This is a genomic window from Streptomyces sp. GD-15H, assembly GCF_045291515.1.
GTDB lineage: Bacteria > Actinomycetota > Actinomycetes > Streptomycetales > Streptomycetaceae > Streptomyces.
The window spans coordinates 14,950-36,077 of sequence record NZ_CP149447.1 but is presented as its reverse complement, the minus strand read 5'-3'; the positions used below and the strand labels follow the sequence as shown (position 1 = coordinate 36,077).

Here is a 21,128-nt window from a genome sequence, read left to right as displayed (position 1 = left end):
CCTAATGCTTGGGGAGCCAGGGCGAAGCCCAGGGCGCGGCGGTGGTCAGCGTCTGGGCGGACGAGCGCTGTCGGAAGAAGGCATGGACTTGGCGCAGACGGCCTGGCCAGGTGACGGCGGTGTTGGCGAGGTGGGCCTTCAGCGCGGCCCAGATGCGCTCGACCGGGTTGTCGTGCGGGCTGTAGCGGGCGCCGAACAACAGGTGCAGGCGGGGGTGGACGGCCAGGTAGGCGGTCACCGCCTTTGCGTGGTGGATGGCGTCGTTGTCACAGATCACCGCGACGGCCGGGGCAGCCGGGTAGGCGGCCAGCAGGGCCTGGAGGAAGGTGATGAACGCGGTGGCGGTGCGGCGGTTGAAGGTGTAGTGCCAGGTGCCGGTGGTTATCTCCAGGGCGCCGAAGACGGTTTTTCGGCGGTTGGTTCCGGGTGTGGCCACTCGGTGGCGGGTGCCGTGGAGGGTCCAGGTGGCCCGTACGTGCGGCAGCCACTGCAGGTGGGTCTCGTCCTCGGCCAGGACCACCGATCCGCGAGGCAGACAGGCGAGTTGGCGGCGCAGGGCGGCCAGGACGCGCCGCCGGTTCGAGTCGCCCTTGGCTACCAGGCGGGGCCGGCGCCAGGCAGCCTGCTCGCGCACTCGCCGGTACACGGTGTGCGGGCTGATCTTCGGCTGGCCCAGGCGGTGCCGGATCCGTCGGATCGTCCATGGTCCGGGGCGGGTCAGCAGGCGGCGGATGCGCTCGCCCAGCCTCGCTCCGCCGAGCCGGGGCCGCCCGGGGCGGGGGCGGTCGGCCAGACCCGGGACGCCGTCGGTGTTGTAGCGGTGGATCCACCGGCGCACCGTGGCCGGGTGGTAGCCGAGCAGCTCGCCGATCTCGTCCGCAGTCAGGCCGGCCGCGGACAGCAGCACCATCACCGTGCGGGCGGCCTCCCGCCATTGGTGATGCAACGGGTGGTACAGGTGTTGGTACGCCGGACCAGGAGGGTTGGCGTGCACGGATACCGGGCGCATACTGACTCTGACCTCGCCGGGTTTGTCGTAGTTTGCTCAACCTCGATCCAACACCCGGCGAGGTCCTCGCGTCAGCGATCACCACGCCAGACGCCGACGTCACCGCAGCGGATTCCGCGCAGAACTTGAGGTCATCCGCTTAGTTAATCCCACCCGTGGATCAGGAGTCCTCCTCAGCGATCATGTCCGCACCGCGCCAGGCGAGCGCCATCGTCGGTGCGGCGGTGTTGCCGGAGACCTGGATCGGAAAGGATGAGGCGTCGATGACCCGCAGGCCGGACACTCCGCGCACGCGCAGCCGGGAATCGGTCACGTCGTCGTCGTTGGGGCCCATTCCGTTCGCTCCGACGGCGTGATAGATCGTCGCGCCGGGCTCCTTCGCATAGGCGAGCACCTGCTCGTGCGTTGACACGGCCGGTCCCGGGTATTCCTCCTCCTGGATGAGGTCGGCGATCGGCGGTGCCGCGAACACCTCGCGAGCCTTGTCGAGCAGGGCCGAGGCCACCCTCTGGTCCTCCTCGGTCTCGAGGTAATGCGCATCGATCTCGGGCAGCGCGTCCGGATCGGCAGAGGTGATGTGGATGGAGCTCGTCGTGGTGGGCTTGATGCCGTAGCCCAGGAACATTACCCCGGAGTGCTTGGCCAGCTTGACCGAGTCGAAGCTGGTCGCGTCGAGCGCCAGTGGAACGAACAGCCCCTGGATGTCGGGGTGGTCGGCGTGCTCGGGTGACGACGCGATCCCTGCAAGGATGTTGTAACCGGCGTCCGCAATGGCACCGCGTCGGGTCAGCAGGTACTTGAACCCTTCCCAGCCCTGCTTCGGCAGGGTGTTGAGGTGCTCGGTCATCCCGACGGGTCGCTTGAACTTGACCTGCATGGTCGCACCGCGCTGCTCGATGACCCGCTCGCCCACGTTGGGGCTCTCGACGCGGAGCGCGACGCCGGCCCGGGAGAGAACGTCTCCGCGGCCGATGCCGGACCGCTCGAGCAGCATGGTGCTCTCGACGGTGCCGGCCGAGACCAGCACCTCGCGGCGCGCCCGGAACTCGACCTGCCGGCCGCGTCTCCGTGCGCGCACGCCGACGACTCGGTTGCCGTCGAAGAGCAGCTGGCCGACTCGGGTGCGGTCCAGCACGGTCAGGTTGGCGCGGTGGCGAATCGGGCGGAGGAAGGCGCTGGCAGCCGAGACGCGCACCCCGTTCTTGATGCTCGACGGGGTCATGCCGATCCGTTCGCCGGATTCGGCGTTGGTGTCCGCGACGACCTTCAGTCCGATGGAGCGGGCCGACTCCAGCACCAGCTTGGCGGCCTCGTCGACCTCGGGCAGCGAGACACCGTACGGTCCGCCGGCGCCGCGCATGGGGGATGCGCCGAGCTGGTGGTCCTCCATCTGGAGATAGATGGGCAGGATCTCCTCCCATCCCCAGCCCGGGTTACCCAGCTTGACGAGCTCCTCGTAGTCCTCCTTGAACCCGCGCGTGTACATCATGCCGTTGACGGTTGTGGAGCCGCCCATGACCTTCCCACGGGTCCAGGGCTCGCCTGTCCCGTCCGACTTGAAGGGCTTCGTCGGATAGTGGTACGTGTAGCGATCGCCGTTCAGCGTGAAGTAGAAGCCCTTCGGGACGTACAGCATGGGGTTGCGGTCCCGTCCGCCGTACTCCAGCAGCAGGACCGACACAGTCGGGTTCGCCGTGAGCCTGTTCGCCAGCACCGAGCCAGCAGCACCGGCCCCGACGACGATGTAGTCAAACGCATCCTCATGACCCATGAGGGACGCTCCTTCGCGCTATGCGGCCCCACCCATGTGGTGAAGAGTCCTCTCCCACCGAGAGTATCGGGACTCAGTCCCAAAAGTAAGGGGACCAAGGACTCAGCTCCCGATCTGGTCCAGCCACGCCTGGAGAGGGCCGAGCAGCGCATACAGCTCACGCTCGATCTCGTCTAGGACGGTCTCGGTGCGCGTGTCTTGTCCGGCCCTACGGCGCAGCATGGAACGAATCAGCGCCTGGGTTGCCGCGCCCAACATGGCGGCCGCGAGCTCACCCCGCGCCCCGGGAAGCCGCTTGGCGGCAAAGCCGGCCACCACGGCCGCCCAGCGAGACCAGCGCACCGACTCCTGCTCCTGGAGGGCCTGCTCCTCTTGCGCGACGAACCTGCGAAGCCACACGCCGCGCGGGTCGCCGCTCTCCCGCATCGCCTGCATGACCCCGTGAATGATCGCCGTCGTCAGGGGCTCCGCGAGTGGGCGCTCGGCAAGGGTGGCAGACAGACGGTCGAGATGATGGTCGAAGGGCAGCCAGAGAACGTCGGCTTTCGCCGGGAAGTAGCGGAAGAAGGTGGATCGGCCGATTCCGGCGGCGGCGGCAATGTCATCGACGGTGGTCTGTTCGAAACCACGCGCCAAGAAGAGCTCGACGGCGGCCGCTTCCACGTCCTGGCGCGACGACACCGGGGGCCTCCCCAGGGGACGCTTAGCTCCCACGAATTTCTCCTAGTTCGGGCTTTATCAGGATGAGCATCACCTTCGTGGAGCGGCACCGCCGACTTCACCACCCCCCGGGCACCAGGGGGACGGTGGCGGATACCCACAGACCCGAAGTGCGTCCATCTCATCCTCGCAGTCCAGCTCTCGGGCGAGCAGGTCGGCGTGGTGCGTCATTATGGCCCTGACGACACGAAGGTCGTCTTACAGTTGCCGGATCTGCACCTCGATGGCTGCGGCGCGGTCGGTGAGGAGTGCCATCCCTGCTGCGTGCGAGCCGGCACCGGCCCCCATGCCGACGTAAGCAGGAACCTCGGCCACCGGCATGCCGGTCCGCTCAGCAGCTAGGGAATCTTGTTGTCGGGTAGATCATCGGCAGTTTCGACGGCGCAAAGATCAATCCAATGGCAGAAGAGGCTTAACGCCGCGAATGGTCCGGGGCGGGTCAGCAGGCGACGGATGCGCTCGCCCAGCCTCGCTCCGCCGAGCCGGGGCCGCCCGGGGCGGGGGCGGTCGGCCAGACCCGGGACGCCGTCGGTGTTGTAGCGGTGGATCCACCGGCGCACCGTGGCCGGGTGGTAGCCGAGCAGCTCGCCGATCTCGTCCGCAGTCAGGCCGGCCGCGGACAGCAGCACCATCACCGTGCGGGCGGCCTCCCGCCATTGGTGATGCAACGGGTGGTACAGGTGTTGGTACGCCGGACCAGGAGGGTTGGCGTGCACGGATACCGGGCGCATACTGACTCTGACCTCGCCGGGTTTGTCGTAGTTTGCTCAACCTCGATCCAACACCCGGCGAGGTCCTTGCGTCAGCGATCACCACGCCAGACGCCGACGTCACCGCAGCGGATTCCGCGCAGAACTTGAGGTCATCCGCTTAGTCATTCGCGTGAGCAAAATTCAAGCGGGTTCGAAGGCAGTTGCGAGACTGCGACAATCAGGCGGCCACGGGGCCGCCACGTCACAGCTCGGTCCACGGCCGCGGCTCGCCGCCGACCAGAGGTACCCAGACATCGCCGGTAGGCCCCTGGAGTTCGAGGTCGTCCAGGACCGCCGCGCCCAGCGGCACCTGCCGGGCCAGCGTGCCCACGAGCGGGTGCTGCGCGACCATGGCCTGCAGGTCGTTGATCCGGTTGCCCAGGACGTACCGGGAGGCGCCGGTAAGCACGAACAGGACCCGGGGGAACACCGGATACCAGCGCAGCCAGACGGCACCGGGAACAACCGACTGACGCGCCCGGGACCGGCCGACAGGCTGCGGCTCGTACGACCACAGCCGCGCGTATTCGATCAACTTCGACGCGAGCCGCTCGCTGCTCATGGTCGTCCGGTCGACCTCGACGAACGCCCTGAGCTTCGTCCGCTGCTCCTCGCCGATGAGCGTGTAGTGCATCAGCGCATCCGTGATGATCTTCTCGCCGTCGCTGAGCGGGTGGGAGACCTCAGGCGTCCAGTCCAGGTGACCGTGCTCGTCGCCACGCCTGCGGGCATCGGCGACGAACGCCAGGTGGGTGCGGACCACGGTCAGGGTGTGCGGCGTCTTCAACGAGGCAGCGGTGGCCGAGGTGATCGGATACGGCGGCCGGCCCCGCAGGGCGGGGAAGTCCCTCACCAGCCGGGCCCCCTCGCCCGTCAGATACCAGGCGCGGGAGCGGTTGGACTGCGGCAGCACCGTGTAGTCCACCAGGCCCTCACGGCGCAGCTTGTTCAGCGGCGCGGAGACGGTCTGCCGCGCCGTGCCGGGGCGCAGCAGGCCGTGGAGCTGACCGGTGGTCGCCATCCGGTGCTGCCCCAGCACGGCCAGGAGCTGATGAGGCAGCGGCTCGACCGGGCTCGGCGTGCGACCGGGCGACACGGCCTCGAAGGTGGCGGTCACTGGTATCCCTTCTTCTGCAGCCGTCCGGCTGGCGGGGTGGTGGGGGCGAGTTGGGCGAGGAAGTCGCCGACTCGGCCCAGCTGGTCGGTGGCGCGGGTCGTGAGCTGGTCCAGGGGCTCGGCGCCGGCCATGGCGCGGGCGGCGCGCTCGAGTGCCGCCGCCTGGCGGGGGCGGGCGTAGTCGGCGAAGACCTCGTCGAGGTGCGGGCCGGTGATCCGGACGGGGCCGACGCGACGGCCCCTGACCGTCAGCGACATGTAGTGCTCGAAGCGGTCCAGGGCGGCGACGACGTCAGGGCCGGGCCGGTCGCCCCATTCCGCGGTGATCGGAGCGATGGCGGACTGCGAGCCGGCGGTGGACGCCAGAGTGGAGGCGTTCTGGACCAGGGAGAGCCGCACCGGGATGGGCAGGCGGGCCAGCAGCTGGGTCATGCCGTGGACGTGGACCCGGTACTTGCGGAAGTCCTCGAACATGCTGGCGATCGTCTCTGCGGCCGCGCCGGTCAGGGTGATCAGCTCGTCGAAGTATGGGCGGAACGGCACCCGTTGGGCCTCGGGGGTATCCCGGCGGGAGCGCACGGCGCGCAGCAGGTCCCGGGCGAGCAGTGCGGTGATCAGCCGGTCGGTGGGACCGTTGCCGCCCGGGCACACCCACACGATCATCTTCGAGTCCATCGCGGCGCGGATGTTGTAGCGGCCTGGCCTGCCCGAGGAACGCGCGGGTGACGGGGTTGGCGGCGAGGCGGGCGATCGGGTTGAGGACCACGGCGAAGGAGTCGACGGGCAGCGTCGGGAACACCGTCTGCCACCAGGAGCGGGTCTCCTCGTCCAGGCGCCCCTGAACCCCGGCGAGCGCCGCAGCGCGGAAGACCGGGTCGGTGAGCAGCGCCCGCACGTGGAAGACCGTGGCCTGGTCTTCGGGGCGCCCGGCCTGGCAGGCGGCTTCGTTGACGGCCACCAGCACTGCCAGGGAGGCGGTGAGGATGGTCAGCGCGCGCGGTGCGCTGGCGTCGTCCCAGCCGAGCGCGGACGCGTAGGCGTCCGCCGTGGCCTCGACGACCTCGTGCGCCACCTGGCCCTGGTGCATGCCGAGCGGGTTCCACGAACTCACCTGCGGCGCAGGCCCATGGGCGCCCAGGTCGATGAGCGCGATCCGGTCCATCAGCGTGTCGTGGGCGAGGAACGGCAGAGCGCGGGGCCAGGAGTCGCGGTGCGGGTCGACGAACATGAGCCCGCCTCCGGCGTGAGCCCAGCCGATCGCCTGCGCGAGGGCGCGTTCGGTCTTGCCGCCGCCCGCCTTGCCCACGCCGACCTCGAACAGCGTCTCCTTCGCGTAGCTGGCGACCAGACGCCGGCGGCCGTCGGGGCCGCGGTAGATGCCCTGCAGCAGCAACGTGGGGTTGTCGAACTCGAAGGTCGGCAGGTCTGAGGCGAGCAGCGGCAGCCGGCAGTGCACCGTGGGCGGCTTGAGCAGGCCGGTCAGTTCCTCCAGGCGCACCCAGTTCGGGCGGGGCGGCTGGCAGTGACCCAACGTCCAGCGGCGCTCGAAGCCGCGGCGGCTGGGCCAGCGGTCCGCCCCGAACCGCCACGGGCCGATCCGCCATCCGCGCATCGCCCACCGTGAGCCGCCGCCGAACACGTCGAAGGCGGCCTGGAGCTGGGCGAGCCGGGCCTGGGACCGGCCTTCGGTGTTCGACGCGCACATCACCAGCAGCTGCACGCGCACCAGGTGGTCGTCATCGGCGAGCTTGCCCAGCGCCTCGGCCGGCTCGACCCGGCGGGGGACGGGCGGCATGACCAGACGGCGCCCGCCCCCGCCCTGCTTGCCGCTGACCAACTGCTGGAGCTGCCAGGCCAGTGAGTCCTCGATGCCGGTGGCGTCCTGGCGCACCCACCGGGCGGCGCGCTGGGCCTCGCGCCGCTCCCTGCGGCGGGCGTCCGACATCAGCTGCAGACGCCGGGCCCGCAGCGCCCATTTGGGGGCCCGCTGGATGTCGAGCCGTATCTCGGCCAGGTCCCCCAGCTCCGCCCGCAGATCGGAGACGGCGTCGATCAGAGGCTGCAGCGGGTCGGGGTCCAGCGGAACGTCCCGCAGCGGGGCCGTGGGCTTGCCGCGCAGGACGAACTCCGCCCGCACCACATGTTCACGCGGCTTGTCGACGAGGGGACGGGCCCGGTTCACGGTGACGGCGGGACCGAACGGCGTGATCGACAGCAGACGTTCACCGCCGGCAGGACCTTCGATCCGGTAGCGCAACGGGCTGGAGCCGTCGGCGCGCAGCCGGATCTGCACCGCCTTCAACCGCCTGGGCGCCCACCACGGCATGCTCGTCGAGGCCCGGGCGAGCTGGACCCCGCGGCGGAAGATCTCCTCCAGGCCGGGGTCGAAGTGCTGCGACGGCACGAGTTCCAGCGCCATCCGCTCGGCCGAGGCCTTCCTTGCCAGACGGCGCACCACCATCTCGCCCACGGCCCAGACGACGGCCGCGGCCGCCATGGGCACGTACCAGTGGGTGATCACCCAGCGAGCGGCGTCGGCCAGGCCGGCCAGCAGACCGAGAACCTGACCGGCCGCCGTGTCATCCGCCCGGTCGGTCAGGTGCGGGGTTGAGGCGTCCACGTGGCCCCTCCTTTCGTCGAGGTGCGGGCGAAGTACCAGTCGGTGATGCGCCGGTCGATGTAGGTGCCGCCGCGGTCGGCACCCGCCCACACCAGGTGCACCACCGCCTTGTCCGGGCTGCCGTCGCTGCGGGCGATGGCGGCCTGGATGCGGAAGCGGGCGGTGGAGAACGCCGGTGCGATCGCCTGGTCCGGGTTGCCGAAGAGCGCGGGCCACTTGGCGCGGCCGATCCCGGTGGCGTCCGCCCGCAGCAGGCCACGGCCGGCCGCGAGGAGCCTTTGCTCGTCGTCGGCGGCAAGGTCGGCGGGCCAGGCGTCCTCCAATGACTGCTGGATGGCGGCATCGCCGGCCACGCCCTCGCCGTGCGGCGGCAGCACGGAGGACGCACTAACTGACTGCGTCGACGTCGTGGAGGACGGGCCGGCGCAGGCCCGTTGGCCTGCGCAGTACGGCCGCGTGCAGCGGTCGCCGAGGGATACGACGCGGGGGCGGTCGCGCGCGGTGGCGCCGACGTCGCGGGTGCGCTCGGTGTGTGCGGCACCGTCAGCAGGATCACCCCGGCCAGGACCAGGACCACGGTGGCGATCAGCAGCAGGCGCGGCGAGCGCGCCGGGGAGTTGGTCATAGCAGCCGGGCCCCTCCCGCGTAGCCCGACATCGAGTTGACCGCGTCCAGGCGGACAACGGTTCCCGGACGGGCGGCATTGACCATCTGCCCGCCGCCCAGGTAGATCCCGACGTGATAGATCGTCGCGTCGCGGCCAGGGGCGTCGGCATAGAAGACGAGGTCGCCGGCCTTGAGCGCGCCGGTGCCGAGACGGGCGGGGATGCGCAGGCCGACACCAGCCTGGGCGGCCGCGAGGCGCGGCAGTTGGATGCCGACCTTGGCGTAGGCGTACACGGTCAGCCCCGAGCAGTCGAAGCCCTTGATGCTTGCGCCGCTCTTCCCGCTGGGGGAGCAGCAACTGCCGTACGACGTGCCCTTGGCGTTGCCGCCGCCCCACGAGTAGGGCACACCGCGCTGGGAGAGCGCCGCCTCGATCACGGTGCGGACCTTCCCGGACACGTTCTTCAGGTCCGGGTCCTTCGCGGCCGCCGTGTACTGGTCGATCCAGCCCAACACGTTCGAGACGTACTCATTGGAGTGGTTGTACTGGAAGATCGCCGCCTTGAGCTGAGCCCGCTTGGTCAAGTCCCGTCCGTTGCCGCACAGGTAGACGGCGGCGCCCAGGGCTGCGTCGTCGGCGTTGTGCGGATCGGCTGTCTTGTCCCCGCTGGCATCCTCGCCGACGCCCTCCCAGGTGGACGGCAGAAACTGGAAGGGCCCGACCGCCCGCTCCCCGCTGGCGATGCCGTCCCACTTTCCGTCATCGGTGTCCGGGAAGACGGTGGTGTTCCCGCCGGCCCGGAGCCGTTGAGGAGCACCCCGTAGATCTTCGGACGGATGTCGCCGTGGTCGGCGATGTTGCGGCCGATGGCGTGGTTCGACTCGACCTTGGCGATCCCGGCCAGGATCGGCCAGCGCATGCCCTGGCACGTGGGCACGTACTTCCCGACCTGCGAGGCGGCCTTCTTGTAAGCAGTCAGCATCCGGGCGGGGGTGTCCGCCGCACTGCCGCCGTCGGCGATCCCACCATCGTCATCGTCCTGGAGCCCGGTCTGCAGCGCGACGTACGCGCTGATCGCGTTCGAGACAGGAGCCGCGCAGCACACGGCGGTGAACAGCAGCAGCACACTCAGGCACCCCCACCGCCCCAGGCGGCGCCGGGCCCGCTTCACTCGGCATCACCGTCCTCGGCCGGCGGCCGCTGGCTGCGCTCACGGCGCAGACGCTCCGCGTCGGGAGCGGTCCGCCGCATCAGCTCCTGCATCCGTCGACGCGCTTCGTCGCGCGTGGTGTTGCCGGCGCTGCCTCCGCCGGGAAGGGTCGAGCCCGTCCGGTTGGGCGCAGGGCTCGCCGGACGCGGGGCGTTCCCGCTCGCGAGCCGGGTCGGGGACGTCGGCGTGGTGCTGCCTCCCGCCGGAGACGCCGGCGCGCTCGGCCCAGCCGGGGCCGGCCCCGGACGGCCCGCGGGGCTGCCGGTACGCGCCGTCGGCGGCTGCACCGGGTTCGGCCGCGGGGAGGGCACTGTCGTTGCTGTCGGGAGGCGGCGGCTGCGGAAGGGGCCGGACCGGGCGACCTGCCGTCCCGCCTCGGCCCAGGCACGGCCGTCTTCGCGGACGGTGTTGCCCCACACCCGCACCTGCTGGCGGGCGTCCTGCGCGTACTGCGATCCGCCCGATCGGGCCCGGCGGACGCCTGCCGGGAGACCGACCGTCGCCCCGTACGCGGCGCGGCCGCCCCGGTTGAGGATGCGGTATCCGCGGAAACGGACCAGGCGGTTGTGTGCGCGCGTCGACAGCAGTGTGCGGTCGGTGTTCTGGTCGTGCAGCACCTGTCCCGAGCGGCGGTCGACGACCTGGCCGTCCTCGTCGCGGTAGCGGTCGAGCGGCCCGCCGGGACGGCGCGGCCCCCCGCCGCCCAACCCGCCGCCGGGTCCGCCGGACGGGCCGCCCGCGTCCGGGTCGCCGTCAGCCGTGGGCTTGCGCCACTTGGCCAGCTGCTCCTTGTCCGGCCGCCGGCCGATCAGCAGCCAGTGGCCGCCCTTCGCACCGAGCCGTGCACCCGCCCCGCCCACGGCGGCCGCCGCGGTGAGCGGGGCGAGCCCGCGCCCTGCTTCGGCCGTGGCATCGGCGAGCACACGTCCGGTGTCCACGGGCATGCCCGCCCCGTTCGAACAGCGACATCAGCGCGCCCATCAGGCGCTGCCGGGTGCCGAGCAGCCCGAACCGGCCGCCCCCGCCACCGGTGAAGGCGCGCAAACCCCCGCCGTAACCGCCGAGCGCGGCGGGTGAGTTCATGGCGAGTGCGGCGCCGAGCTCGGAGGTGTCGCCGGGCATGTGCGTGCCGCCAACCTTGGCGTAGCGCATCCGCATGGCCATACGCCGCCCGAAGGAGGTGATCCCGGTCAGGAGCCTGCGGTGCCCGGCCGCGCCCGCGACGGCCAGGACATCGATCAGCAGGATCCGCTCCACCATCAAGTCGGGCCCGTCGGTGATGATGGCGTCGACGGCGATGCCGAAGAACGGGATGAACGCGCAGATCCCGACCACGGTCAGGGCCGAGATGCCCCAGATCGACAGCCATTTCCACACGGATTGGCGGGCGGGCCCGGGCAGCATGCCGGCGATGAAGGTGACGCCGCCCGCGGCCGCGGCCGCCGCGCAGATGCCCTGGGTGCCCAGCAGCACGATGGCGCTGGAGAACAGCATGCCGCAGATGAACAGCGCGGCGATGAGCAGCAGGGCGGCGCCGCCGACGCGCCACCAGGTGGGCTTGTGCGCATAGTCGGCGCACGCTTTGCCGACATCGCCGGCCTTCTTCATGTCCTGCATGAAGGCGTAGAACTCGCGGTCCTCGTCGGTGACGATTGCGTTGGAGGCGTCCAACAGTTCCCCACCGGGGGTGAGTTCCGGCAGGCTGTCGTTGCCGTCGTTTCCAGGGGTGTCGTCGGTGTCGCGCTCGCAGTACTGCTTGCCCGGGCCCTCGATTAGTTCGCAGGGGTCCTCCTTGTCTTTGTCGCCTGTGTCCTCGGTGGCCTTGTAGCCGCCGGTCACCCACTTCAGGTGCACGGCGTAGGCCTTGCGGTCGGAATCTTTCGCGGGGTCGAGGATGCGCCCGTACTGCAGCAGCATGTACGGCTTGACGATCAGCGCGTTGGTGACCGAGTCCTGGATCGGGCGGGCCACCTCTTCGGCGGAGACAGGCTTCTCGCCTTCACGTTCCGCGCACTTGACCTCCTGCATGCTGGCCATGCCGGCGCACGGGCCACGGCTGGCGAGCTTGCCGCCCCAGTCGTAGGAGTTGACGCTCTGCTGGGCGACCTCGGCGGCCACCTGCTGGGACTGCCCCAGGGGTCCGTCCTGGGCGAGCAGCGTGTCGGGGCGGATGAGAGCCGAGGCGGCGATCGCCCCGATGAGCAGGGTCAGGAAGATCTCGCCCAGACCGCGGCCGACACGACCGCGCACGATCATGAACCCCGCGAAAACAAACGCCCATGCCAGCAGCAGGCCCTTCAGCCCGAGCGTGTCGACGACCACGTTGTCGTAGGTGTCGGCGACCTTCTGAGCCGGGCGGACCAGGATCTTCAGCAGGGGAAACCGGAAGGCCAGCTCGATTGCCCATCCCGCCAGGCCGACCAGCAGCCGGATCAGGGTGAACAGCCCGGACAGGGCGAAGGCCAAGGCCTGCGTTTTGAAGGCAACGATGGAGCCGCTGTCGGCGTTCAGCTCGTAGCCGTTGATCGGCACCCCCTCGGAGGAGGTGATGTTCAGCGGGGCGAGCAGGTCTCCGGTCTCGCTGTTGCTGCCGGCCGCGTACACGACCTGGCTGTTCACCATGACGAACACGCCGGTGAGCAGCAGGGTGAAGCCGGCCGAGCGCAGGGTTGCGCGGTCTGGACGGAACATCTCAAGCCCGCCCTCGTCCTGCCGGAGCGCGGCGCCAGAGCACGAGCGCTCCCAGCGCCGTCGCGGCGGGGACCAGCGTCCATGCGGCGGCGTCGCCGCTGTCCTGGCCGGGGGCGGCGCTCGTGGCGTGGCGGCCGCGCTCGCAGTACGCCTTGGCCGGACCGGCTATCAGATCGCACGCGTCTGCGGGCGTCCCGGCGGCGTCGGCGGCGTCGGCGGCGAAGGCCTGTCCGGTGCGTGGCCACCAGGTCTCCGGCAGGCTCGTCCCGAGCACCAGGACGAGCACGCCGACGGCGACGGCGATTGCCGTGAGGGCGCTCGCCGCTGCGGCCAAGCGCCGGGATCGGCTGGGGGCGAAAGAGGTCATCGGAGTTCCTTTTGACGGTCACCCGCAGCGGCGCCGGCGAGCGGCACTGACGCGGGCGCGGGCGCGGTGGTGCGGCGTCCCGGCGTGGTGGTGATGGAGGAGGAGATTCGCTCGATGTGCGGGATGCTGACCTTGACCCGGCCGATGTTCTGCCGCGGGCAGGCGACGAGGAACTCGCCTTCGCGGCCGCGCTGTCCGACGGGGGACAGGCCAGTGGTCACCAGCCGCAGCAGCTCGGGGTCGTTCGGATCGAGACCGAGGAACTCCAGCCCCCGGAAGGCGCGTTCGCGATCGGTGGTGCGGGCGAGCGCGCGGTAGGCCATCAGCCCGCGGTCGGGGCCGAGTTCTTCCGCGTCGTGGGAGCCGGCGATCAGCCCGGCGCCGTGCTTGCGGCCGTCATGGAGGATCTCGTGGACCAGGGCGGTGCCCTCGGCGGACGAGGTGAGCCAGTACAGCTCGTCCGTCACCACCGCGGTGAACCGTTCGGGGTCCTCGAACGCGGTCTGCCGGGCGATCGCCGCGATCAGGTAGAGGACCGCGCGGCCGATCAGGGCTTCCAGGGGTTGCTGGTGGAGCACTTCGGGCTTGTCGAACGCGGCCTTCGGCGGCAGCTTCAGGCCGGTCGTCGTGATCACGATCATGTCGGAGGCGCTGGAGGCGTCCAGCCGCACGGGCGGCAGGGCGGGGTCGAACACCATCGCGGCAAGAGGGTTGCTGGCCACGACGCGGATGAGTCCGGCGAGGGTGGCGGCCGCGTCCTGCCGCTTGCCCGCCTCCGCCCCGCCCATCTCCTCGAGGACTTCCAGGACACGGTGCATGGAGGGGGCGTCGCTGGCTGCGGCCCGCTCCACGGCGTGGTGCAGGACCTCCCCGCCTGTGCTCATGGGGCCGATGCCGAGCTGGAGGGTGAGGTAGGACAGGGCGTAGTGGCGGCCTTCGGGGCCGGTGAAGATGCGCAGGGGGTCGATGGACACCTCGGCCTGGGCGGCGTCGATGATCTGACAGCGGCCCGCGGCCGCGGTGCGGGCGAAGCTCGCCCACTCCCGCACAGGGGTGCGGTCGATGCAGATCGCGACTCCGCCGCGCGCCCACACTGCCTCGGAGATCAGCTTCTCCAGGACGCTCTTGCCCGCGCCGAGATCTCCGACGACGCCCATGGAGGCGGAGGCGTCCTGCTTCGGCGCGTCCGCCACGTTGATCATGACGGGGCGGGTGGTGCCGCAGTCCAGGTCGATGCCGAGGAACATGCCGTTGGGGTCGCCGACCTCCGCAGCGGTGAAGGCTCCGCCCAGCGCCCAGTCCTCGCTGACCTGATGCTGGGTGAACTCCCGCACCACCCCGGGCCGTGCGGTGCCGGGCAGACCGAGGGTGAACAGGGCCTCCTGCAGTCCGGCCGGGCGGACCGCCCGGTAGTCGGCGCCGCCGAGCAGCGCGGCCAGGGCCCGGGCGCGGGCGTCGCAGACGGCGGCGGTCGGCCCCCACACGGTCAGGACCGTCACCGACTGGACCTCGACCTCCACGCTGGTGCGCGACAGGCGGGCGTCGAGCTCGCCCAGGTCGCGGGCGGCGTCGGTCAGGGAGGCGGGCATGCCGGTGGGGCGGGCGTCGTACTGGTCGGCCTGGTCGACCAGCTCGTTCTTCTTGCGCCTCACCTGGTCGCGGGCCTTCTCGGCCGGCACCAGAGTGAGGTCGACGGTGTAGTCGACGGGGAAATCCAGGGTCTCCAGCTGGGCGAACAGGTCAGCAGCGTCCTGGCTCACCGCGGGCGGGCACTCGGCCAGCGCCAACTGCGCCTGATAGCCCACCCCGGCGTCGGACTCCACCTGCAGCCACCGCCGCTTGAGCGGCGACGATGTCTTCAGCCGCCACCACGCCGTGCGGCCCGACCGGCCGATCCGGTCCGCGCCGGCCAGGTCGTCGGCGTCGTCGAGCGCGGGATCGACGCCGCCCTCCTGCAGGCGGGCCTGGCCGAGGTCGGCGTAGCTGGGGGAGTGCAGCATCCCCGCCCTCAGCTGCCCGCCGTACAGGTCGCTGGTCTCGGCCGCGGTGAGCAGCGGCTCGTCCAGGCCGCGGTGCAGGGCGTGCTGGATTATCCACACGATCTCCGCCGGGCGGGCCGGGCGCAGGGCGACGCCGCCGGCGAGCGCGGCCTCCACCCGCAAGGCCTGCTCGCGGTAGGCGGTCACCTCGCGGCGCGCCACGGGTGCCGCCCGCATGCCCAGAATCGGTGCGACGTCCGCCCACATCGCGCCGAGCGATGCGGTCACCTGCCCGCCCGCGGCGTCGTTCTGCAGCGGCACCGCCAGCCAGAGGGTGCGCCGGTGCATCTCCTGGTCGTTCAGCAGGTCCAGGGTGGCCTCGACGTTCTCCACCCACGGATGCGCGTCGCCGGGGGGCTGGGCGCCGGGCTCGATGCCCTCGATCATGCGCAGGGCGATCTCGCCCGGGTCGACCTGCGCGCACAGCCCGAACAGGCGCGGCGCCCCCGTCAACGAACGGATCAGGTGCGTGATCTTCGCGAGCTGCTCGTCGCGGACCGCGGCCGGCACATAGGTGCCCTGGACGGTCTCCTCCCGGCGGCCGCGGGCGTCCGGACCGGGGTGCAGCCGGTAGAGGGCCCACACGCTGCCGTGGGTCGACCACACCAGATGCCCGGCGATGTGACGGATCGGCACCCTCACCGCGCACCCCCCGCCTGCTGGGCCAGGGCGAGCAACTGCTGCACACCCGACACCGGCCCAGCCGACACAGGCCCCGTCGGCGCCGGGCGAGCCTGCGGCTCTGAGCGCGGCCCCGCGGACGGACGGGCAGCCCGGCCCCGGGGCGCACTCCGGCCGGCTGCCGGCTGGTCGGCGCGCGGCGGCGCCGCCACGGCCGGGACAGCGGGAGCGGCCTCTTCGACGGTGAAGCCACCGAGCAGAGGACGGGAGATCCGGTCCCGGGCGGCCCTCCCGCCCATCCGGCCGCCCTGCGGCTGCCAGGCGAGCAGCACCCAGCCCAGTGCCGCCTGCAGCGGGGCGCGCCCCTTGATCTTCGGCCGGCGTGCCGCCCAGACCGTCAAGACCCAGGCCACGATGGGCACCGGGCCCATCCACGACCACCAGCCGATCGTCTTGACCAGCAGGAAGCCGCCGCCGACCGCGACCGCGATCTGTGCGGGCGTGTACGGGCCGAGCGGGATCTTCCAGTCGGCGACTTTGCCCAGCACCCACGGGTGGCGGCGGGCGGAGGTGTAGAAGCGGCCCACCCGCCCCGCGGCCGCCGCGCTCACAGCCGGCCTCCCGCGCCGTCCGAGTGCACACGGGCGAGCGGATCGGGACCCTGCACGACGCCGGGCACGACGGGCGCGCCCTTGGCCGGGTTCTTCACCTCGTCGGTGAACATGTCCGCCAGGTCCTCGCGGGAGTCGTACAGCCCCAGCGCGATGATCATCAGCAGCAGGGCGCCGATCCCGGCCTTCAGGCTGAACTTCTGGATCATGATGAAGACGACCAGCAGGATCAGACCGGCCTGCAGGCCCTTGGTCGCCCAGTCCTCGAACATGTTGATCCAGCTGTCGCCGAGGTCGTCCAGCTGCCCGGCGAGCATCATGCTGTGCACCGTGTTCACCGGGCACCCCCGTCCTGGACGGTCCCGGACTCCAGCGCCGCGACTTCCCACCGGCCGGAGCGGGACGTAAGGGCGACGTCGTACGCCAGCGGCCAGCGCCCGGCGTCATCCCGGGCCTCGACCTGGACGCGGACGCGGACCTCGGTACCGTCGGCCGGCACCTGCTCGGCTGCCGCGGCCTCCTCAGCGCCCCACACCTCCTGGGCCGTGACCGTCGTGTACGGGGCGGGCGAGACCGGCGACAGCTTCACCCCGGGCGCGAGGTAGCGATCCACCTCACCGGCCCCCGTCAGGTACGCGCCGAAGAACTCCCCGACCGCAGACGCCAGATCGCTGCCGGGCGGCACACTCACGCCGTACGGCGACCGGGCCACCGCGGCGCGCGCCGGGCCCGCCACCACACCCGGGGCACCGGTCACGGCGAACGAACTCCCGCTCGCGTCGGCGGCCACGGGGACGACGAAGTAGCGCAACCGTCCGTCGGCGTACTGCGCAGCCACCGTCACCGCCCACTCGCCGACATCGCGCTGCGCACTGCGCACCGCGGTCACCGGCCCCAGCTTCGGCTGCGCACCGGCGACCGGGTCCGGCAGATCGACGTCCGGCGCGAGGGACTGCGCAAGCCGCGCCTGCGCACTGCCGGCCTCGTCGCCACTGCTGCGCAACCACGCGTCGACGAACACCTGCGCATAGCCCGCCGGGTTGGCCGCGACGGCAGCAGTGGGCACAGCGGCCGGCTTGTCCGAGGGGGCGGCCTTGGCCGTGGTCGGGCCGGACATCACCGCGACGCCCAGGGCGACGGGACCGACCGCGATCGCGGTGAACAGGGCCAGGCGCGACAGGCGGACGCGGCGCCTCATCTTCTCCAGCTCGATGCCTGCGGCCATCGGAGGAGCAGCGTCGCTCTCCGAAGCCTGCTTGCCAGGGGACATGGTCAAACTCCCAGGTCAGAACGTGTACTTGCCGACCTTGAGAAAACCCGCCGACCCCGACCCGACCACCGACCATGAGCCCCCGACCACGGTCACGATGGGGACACAAAGCCCGTGGTCGGGCCCATGGTCGGCCCGACCACAGCCCCGACCACGGGGCACCGACAACGACCGGGCACGCCTGAACCGACCACCGTCGTAAAGGCGGCGCGGACGGTGAACTGGCCCAGCGAGCTCACGGGGATAGAGAGGGAGAGGCCGCCAATGCATCTGGCGCGCCACCTTCAGGGGCAGGCCGTAGCAGCCCGGTTGCGCACGCCTTGGGCGACTGCGCAGAGCCCAGGCCGGCGGTGCCTGTCCGCTGTGCGCAGTCGGCTGCACATGCCGACTGCGCACGACCCGGACCCGTTGCGCAGTCGGCTGCGCAACGAGCTCCGCTGTCACTGCGCAGCCGCGATTGCGCATCGTCCCCGAGCACCGGGAAAGACCCGTGGTCGGCCCGACCACAGGCCCGACCACGGCAGCCCAGTGCGCATGTTGCCGGATCGTGACCGGTGGTCGGGGGCTGTGGCCGTCAGCCTGGTCGGGGGCGCCGGGTGAGCTGACGGCATGGATCTCGCCTACGTCTTCTCACCCAGCGGCCCCGGCCATCTCGGGCCCGCACGCCTGCTCCAAGGCGTCAGCGGCCGCGCGCACATGGCGCGCGAGGAAGCACGATGAGCCGCTTCGGGGCGGGGATCCGCCGTGGGGTGATGGCGGCGGATCAGTTCACCCAGATTGCCAACGGCCTGTTCCGCGACAGCCGGCTCTCCTTCAAGGCGAAGGGAATCTTCGGCTACATCAGCACCCACCGCGCCGGCTGGCACGTGACGGTCGCCGACCTCGTGCGCGTCGGACCCGACGGGCGGGACGCCGTACGCGGCGGCCTGAGCGAACTGCAGAGGCACGGCTACCTCGTCCGTGAACAGCTCCGGCACGACAACGGGACGCTCGGCGAGATCGTGTACTCGATCACGGACCGCCCTGCCTCCGTCGGCGCCGACCTTGCCGCGGCGGCCGGCTCGGCGTTCGCCTCCGCTCCGGCGGGTGAGGCCGGGCCCGGCTTCGGGGCGGGGATCCGTCGTGGGGTGATGGCCGGGGACCGGTTCACGCAGATCGCCAACGGCCTGTTCCGCGACCCCCGGCTGTCCTTCAAAGCCCAGGGTCTGTTCGGGCTCATCAGCACGCACCGGGACGGCTGGCGGATGAGCGTCACCGACCTGGCGCGCCGCGGCTGCGACGGCGAGGCGGCCGTCAAGAGCGGGCTCAAGGAGCTGGAGAGGCACGGCTTCCTGCTCCGGGAACGTGAGCGCCACCCCGACGGCACCCTCGGCGCGGCCGCGTACTTCATCACCGATCTGCCCAGCCTGCAAAGCAGCAGGTCGCAACCGATGTCGGGTTTTCCACCGGTGGATAACCCGACGTCGGTTAATCGCCCCACTAAGAACACCAACAGAAAGAAGACCAACAAGCAGAAGACCAGTACCGTCCCTCCGTGCGACCGCGGCGACGTCGCGCGAGCGCCCCAAGGGACGGGCCAGCCGGACGCACCAGCGTCCCCGCCGGCCGCGCTCCCGGCGGACGAGATGCATCCGCGCCTGCCGCGCTCCCGGCGGACGAGATGCATCCGGGAATCCAGCTACTGCTCGAGATCGGCAGCAGCCGTCCCGAACTCCTGCTGACCGGGAAGGTGCTGACCGATCAGGGCCGCGTGCTCACCGTGATGCTGGAGGCCGGCTGGAGCAGCGAGCAGCTGCGCCACGTCATCACCGACCGGCCCTTGCCGAACCCGGTGCGCACCACGGTTGGTGCGATCATCGCCGCCCGTCTGCGGGCCGCTCAGGCCTATCCGCCGCCCGCCACGCTGGACAGCAGTCACCACCGCGGCGACGACCTGGACGGCGAACCGTATGGGTGGCCGGCGACCGAGCGGTCGTCCACGGCGTCCGCCGCACGCACGGTGACCGAGGCCCTGACCTATCGAGCGCTCGTCGAGTGCGCCGGCTGCGGCGTTCCCGGGACCGCCCCCGGCGAAGATCTCTGCCCCGCATGCCTGGGCTGGCCGCTGTGCCGAACCTGCCCCGGACCGACACCCCGGCGCGCCCATCCCGACGGCGACGGCCGCTGCACCACCTGTGTCACCGCATCGACCAACCTGCTGGAAGGAAGCACACCATGACCACCCGGACACCGCCGACCAGCGGGATCGCTCAGCGGCTGCGCCCGTTCCAGCAACAGCAGCAGCGGTGGGAGAGGAAGCGGTCCCGCGCGGTGCACGGCGGCCATGTCTGCTGCGGCGCCGGTTGCGCGGATGGCTGCGAACCCGTCCTGATTCGTGAACGGGCCGGATGGGGGTGGGTCGACTGGAGTGTCCCGGCCGACGGCAGCCTGCCCGAACAGCCCCACCGGATCGCCGTGTTCACCCCGATCACGACTCGCTCCCAGCGCCTTGGCCTGCGCTGGCTGGCCAGGCGACCGGCACACCGGATCCGCCTCGGCCCCATGACCGTACGGCCGGCCACCGCCGTCGTCACGGCCCTCACCCTGATCGCGGCCACCTTCGCGATCATGCACGGCCTCCCCTTCAGCATCGTGGTGCCCGCGGCCGCCCTAGCCCCCCTGCTCGTGGAGCACCTGCCTGAACAGCTCGATGCCCGCGCCGGCGAGAACGTCCGGATCGTCGAGGCCGAAGCCGCCTGCCGCTACCTGCAACGCCTCGCCGCTCTGCACACCGGCTTCGTCGAAGCGGCTCTCGGCAGCGACCGCTACGAGGTGCGGCGCGCCGTCGAGGTCGGCCACCACCAGCTGTTCGACACGGCAGACCTGCTCCAGCGCCGCGACACCCGCTCGGCCTCCAGCGAGCTCATCGCCCGGGAGCGGCTGATGCTGCAACTCGCCGTCCAGACCAGCCGGATCGTCACGCCCATGAAGGACAACGCATCGTCCGACCGCCAAGACCGGCTCGGCCGACAGCAGCCGCTGGGTCCCTATCCGCCCCAGCCCCGCCGACAGCCCCAGTCCATAGCCGACCACGCAACCCCCGTCACGACGAACGAGGAAACGCACATGCCCCAGGACGGACCCGAGCCGCCCACCCGCGAGGTGTATCTGCTCTTCGCCCACGAGGCCTACTACCCGGCCGCCGCCCAGGAGATCAACACCTCGCTCGTGGCCGCAGCCTCGCTGCTGCACCCGCACGTCCGGCAGCCCGACGGCGCCCGCATCTACGACCGACTCACCCGCGGCCGCCGCCAAGGCGAGATCGTGCCGCTGTCCACGCTCACCCACGAGCTGGACGGCGGCGCGCGCTGGCCAGAGGTCGGCGACTGGGCTGCGGTCACCGCGGACCTGCTTCAGCTCATCCAGGACCGTGAATGCGACGGTCTCAGCCTGCACCTGCCGGACATCGCCCGTGCCCTGGTGTGCTCCGGCCCGCGGAGCGAGGTCCGGGTCTACGATCTGGCGGCCGAGCGCTATCAGGCGTACGGGCCCGCCGACCGTATCGAGGTCCTGGTCGAGGTCGGCAGGCAACTGGCCTGGGCGGAAGCCGGGTGCGCCCTGTGGCCGGGCGACGACCTGCTGATTCCCGTCAATCCCCGGGAAGCCTAGTGATGTTCGGCTACGAGGCGTACGAAGTCTGGGCGGACTTCCGCAGACTGCTGACTCGGTGTACACGCTCCAAGCG

Annotated in this window: 18 protein-coding genes and 1 pseudogene; 3 read left to right on the top strand and 16 right to left on the bottom strand. The window is 71.4% G+C overall.

The window, feature by feature from the left end; translation table 11 throughout:
• Window position 1 precedes the first annotated feature (1 nt).
• From WJ438_RS00210 to WJ438_RS00135, 16 genes and pseudogenes are all read right to left on the bottom strand, one after another.
• Window positions 2-1,009 (bottom strand): IS630 family transposase, encoded by a 1,008-nt coding sequence (locus tag WJ438_RS00210; protein ID WP_406723416.1) that lies wholly within the window; start codon window positions 1,007-1,009, stop codon window positions 2-4.
• A 160-nt stretch (window positions 1,010-1,169) separates the two neighbouring features.
• Complete coding sequence (locus WJ438_RS00205) at window positions 1,170-2,780, bottom strand: GMC family oxidoreductase (protein ID WP_406723415.1); 1,611 nt, start codon at window positions 2,778-2,780, stop codon at window positions 1,170-1,172.
• Between the two features lie 102 nt (window positions 2,781-2,882).
• Window positions 2,883-3,461, bottom strand: a complete 579-nt coding sequence (locus WJ438_RS00200; RefSeq protein ID WP_406723414.1) for a TetR family transcriptional regulator — start codon at window positions 3,459-3,461, stop codon at window positions 2,883-2,885.
• Window positions 3,462-3,838: 377 nt separating this feature from the next.
• Window positions 3,839-4,231 carry a helix-turn-helix domain-containing protein gene (locus tag WJ438_RS00195; RefSeq protein WP_406723413.1) on the bottom strand — a complete coding sequence of 131 codons (393 nt, stop codon included), beginning with the start codon at window positions 4,229-4,231 and terminating at the stop codon, window positions 3,839-3,841.
• Window positions 4,232-4,454: 223 nt separating this feature from the next.
• Entirely contained in the window at window positions 4,455-5,369 is a 915-nt protein-coding gene (locus WJ438_RS00190; protein ID WP_406723412.1) for a replication-relaxation family protein, read from the bottom strand.
• Window positions 5,366-7,988, bottom strand: a pseudogene (locus WJ438_RS00185) (ATP/GTP-binding protein). Before WJ438_RS00185 ends, WJ438_RS00190 begins: the two are co-directional and overlap by 4 nt.
• Complete coding sequence (locus WJ438_RS00180; protein WP_406723411.1) at window positions 7,964-8,365, bottom strand: hypothetical protein; 402 nt, start codon at window positions 8,363-8,365, stop codon at window positions 7,964-7,966. Before WJ438_RS00180 ends, WJ438_RS00185 begins: the two are co-directional and overlap by 25 nt.
• Before the next feature lie 244 nt (window positions 8,366-8,609).
• Window positions 8,610-9,179 carry a C40 family peptidase gene (locus tag WJ438_RS00175; RefSeq protein WP_406723410.1) on the bottom strand — a complete coding sequence of 190 codons (570 nt, stop codon included), beginning with the start codon at window positions 9,177-9,179 and terminating at the stop codon, window positions 8,610-8,612.
• Window positions 9,176-9,721 carry a hypothetical protein gene (locus WJ438_RS00170; RefSeq protein ID WP_406723409.1) on the bottom strand — a complete coding sequence of 182 codons (546 nt, stop codon included), beginning with the start codon at window positions 9,719-9,721 and terminating at the stop codon, window positions 9,176-9,178. The genes WJ438_RS00175 and WJ438_RS00170 overlap by 4 nt, the downstream gene beginning before the upstream one ends.
• A gap of 41 nt (window positions 9,722-9,762) precedes the next feature.
• The gene (locus WJ438_RS00165; RefSeq protein ID WP_406723408.1) at window positions 9,763-10,665 is read right to left on the bottom strand and encodes a hypothetical protein; all 903 of its coding nucleotides are present in this window, start codon (window positions 10,663-10,665) and stop codon (window positions 9,763-9,765) included.
• Complete coding sequence (locus WJ438_RS00160) at window positions 10,559-12,496, bottom strand: hypothetical protein (protein WP_406723407.1); 1,938 nt, start codon at window positions 12,494-12,496, stop codon at window positions 10,559-10,561. The genes WJ438_RS00165 and WJ438_RS00160 overlap by 107 nt, the downstream gene beginning before the upstream one ends.
• A gap of 1 nt (window position 12,497) precedes the next feature.
• A complete protein-coding gene (locus WJ438_RS00155; RefSeq protein ID WP_406723406.1) occupies window positions 12,498-12,863 on the bottom strand; it encodes a hypothetical protein in 366 nt (121 codons plus the stop codon).
• Window positions 12,860-15,544: an ATP-binding protein gene (locus WJ438_RS00150; protein WP_406723405.1), complete on the bottom strand. Its 2,685-nt coding sequence runs from the start codon at window positions 15,542-15,544 to the stop codon at window positions 12,860-12,862. The genes WJ438_RS00155 and WJ438_RS00150 overlap by 4 nt, the downstream gene beginning before the upstream one ends.
• Window positions 15,541-16,134, bottom strand: a complete 594-nt coding sequence (locus WJ438_RS00145; RefSeq protein ID WP_406723404.1) for a hypothetical protein — start codon at window positions 16,132-16,134, stop codon at window positions 15,541-15,543. The genes WJ438_RS00150 and WJ438_RS00145 overlap by 4 nt, the downstream gene beginning before the upstream one ends.
• The gene (locus tag WJ438_RS00140; protein WP_406723403.1) at window positions 16,131-16,472 is read right to left on the bottom strand and encodes a hypothetical protein; all 342 of its coding nucleotides are present in this window, start codon (window positions 16,470-16,472) and stop codon (window positions 16,131-16,133) included. Before WJ438_RS00140 ends, WJ438_RS00145 begins: the two co-directional genes overlap by 4 nt.
• Complete coding sequence (locus tag WJ438_RS00135; protein WP_406723402.1) at window positions 16,469-17,359, bottom strand: conjugal transfer protein; 891 nt, start codon at window positions 17,357-17,359, stop codon at window positions 16,469-16,471. The genes WJ438_RS00140 and WJ438_RS00135 overlap by 4 nt, the downstream gene beginning before the upstream one ends.
• A 761-nt stretch (window positions 17,360-18,120) precedes the next feature.
• Between WJ438_RS00135 and WJ438_RS00130 the strand changes: the two genes are divergently transcribed.
• The 3 genes from WJ438_RS00130 to WJ438_RS00120 are packed head-to-tail and all read left to right on the top strand — an operon-like array spanning window position 18,121 to window position 21,052.
• The gene (locus WJ438_RS00130) at window positions 18,121-19,125 is read left to right on the top strand and encodes a hypothetical protein (RefSeq protein WP_406723401.1); all 1,005 of its coding nucleotides are present in this window, start codon (window positions 18,121-18,123) and stop codon (window positions 19,123-19,125) included.
• Complete coding sequence (locus tag WJ438_RS00125; protein WP_406723400.1) at window positions 19,065-19,622, top strand: hypothetical protein; 558 nt, start codon at window positions 19,065-19,067, stop codon at window positions 19,620-19,622. The genes WJ438_RS00130 and WJ438_RS00125 overlap by 61 nt, the downstream gene beginning before the upstream one ends.
• The gene (locus tag WJ438_RS00120; protein ID WP_406723399.1) at window positions 19,619-21,052 is read left to right on the top strand and encodes a hypothetical protein; all 1,434 of its coding nucleotides are present in this window, start codon (window positions 19,619-19,621) and stop codon (window positions 21,050-21,052) included. The genes WJ438_RS00125 and WJ438_RS00120 overlap by 4 nt, the downstream gene beginning before the upstream one ends.
• Window positions 21,053-21,128: the final 76 nt, after the last annotated feature.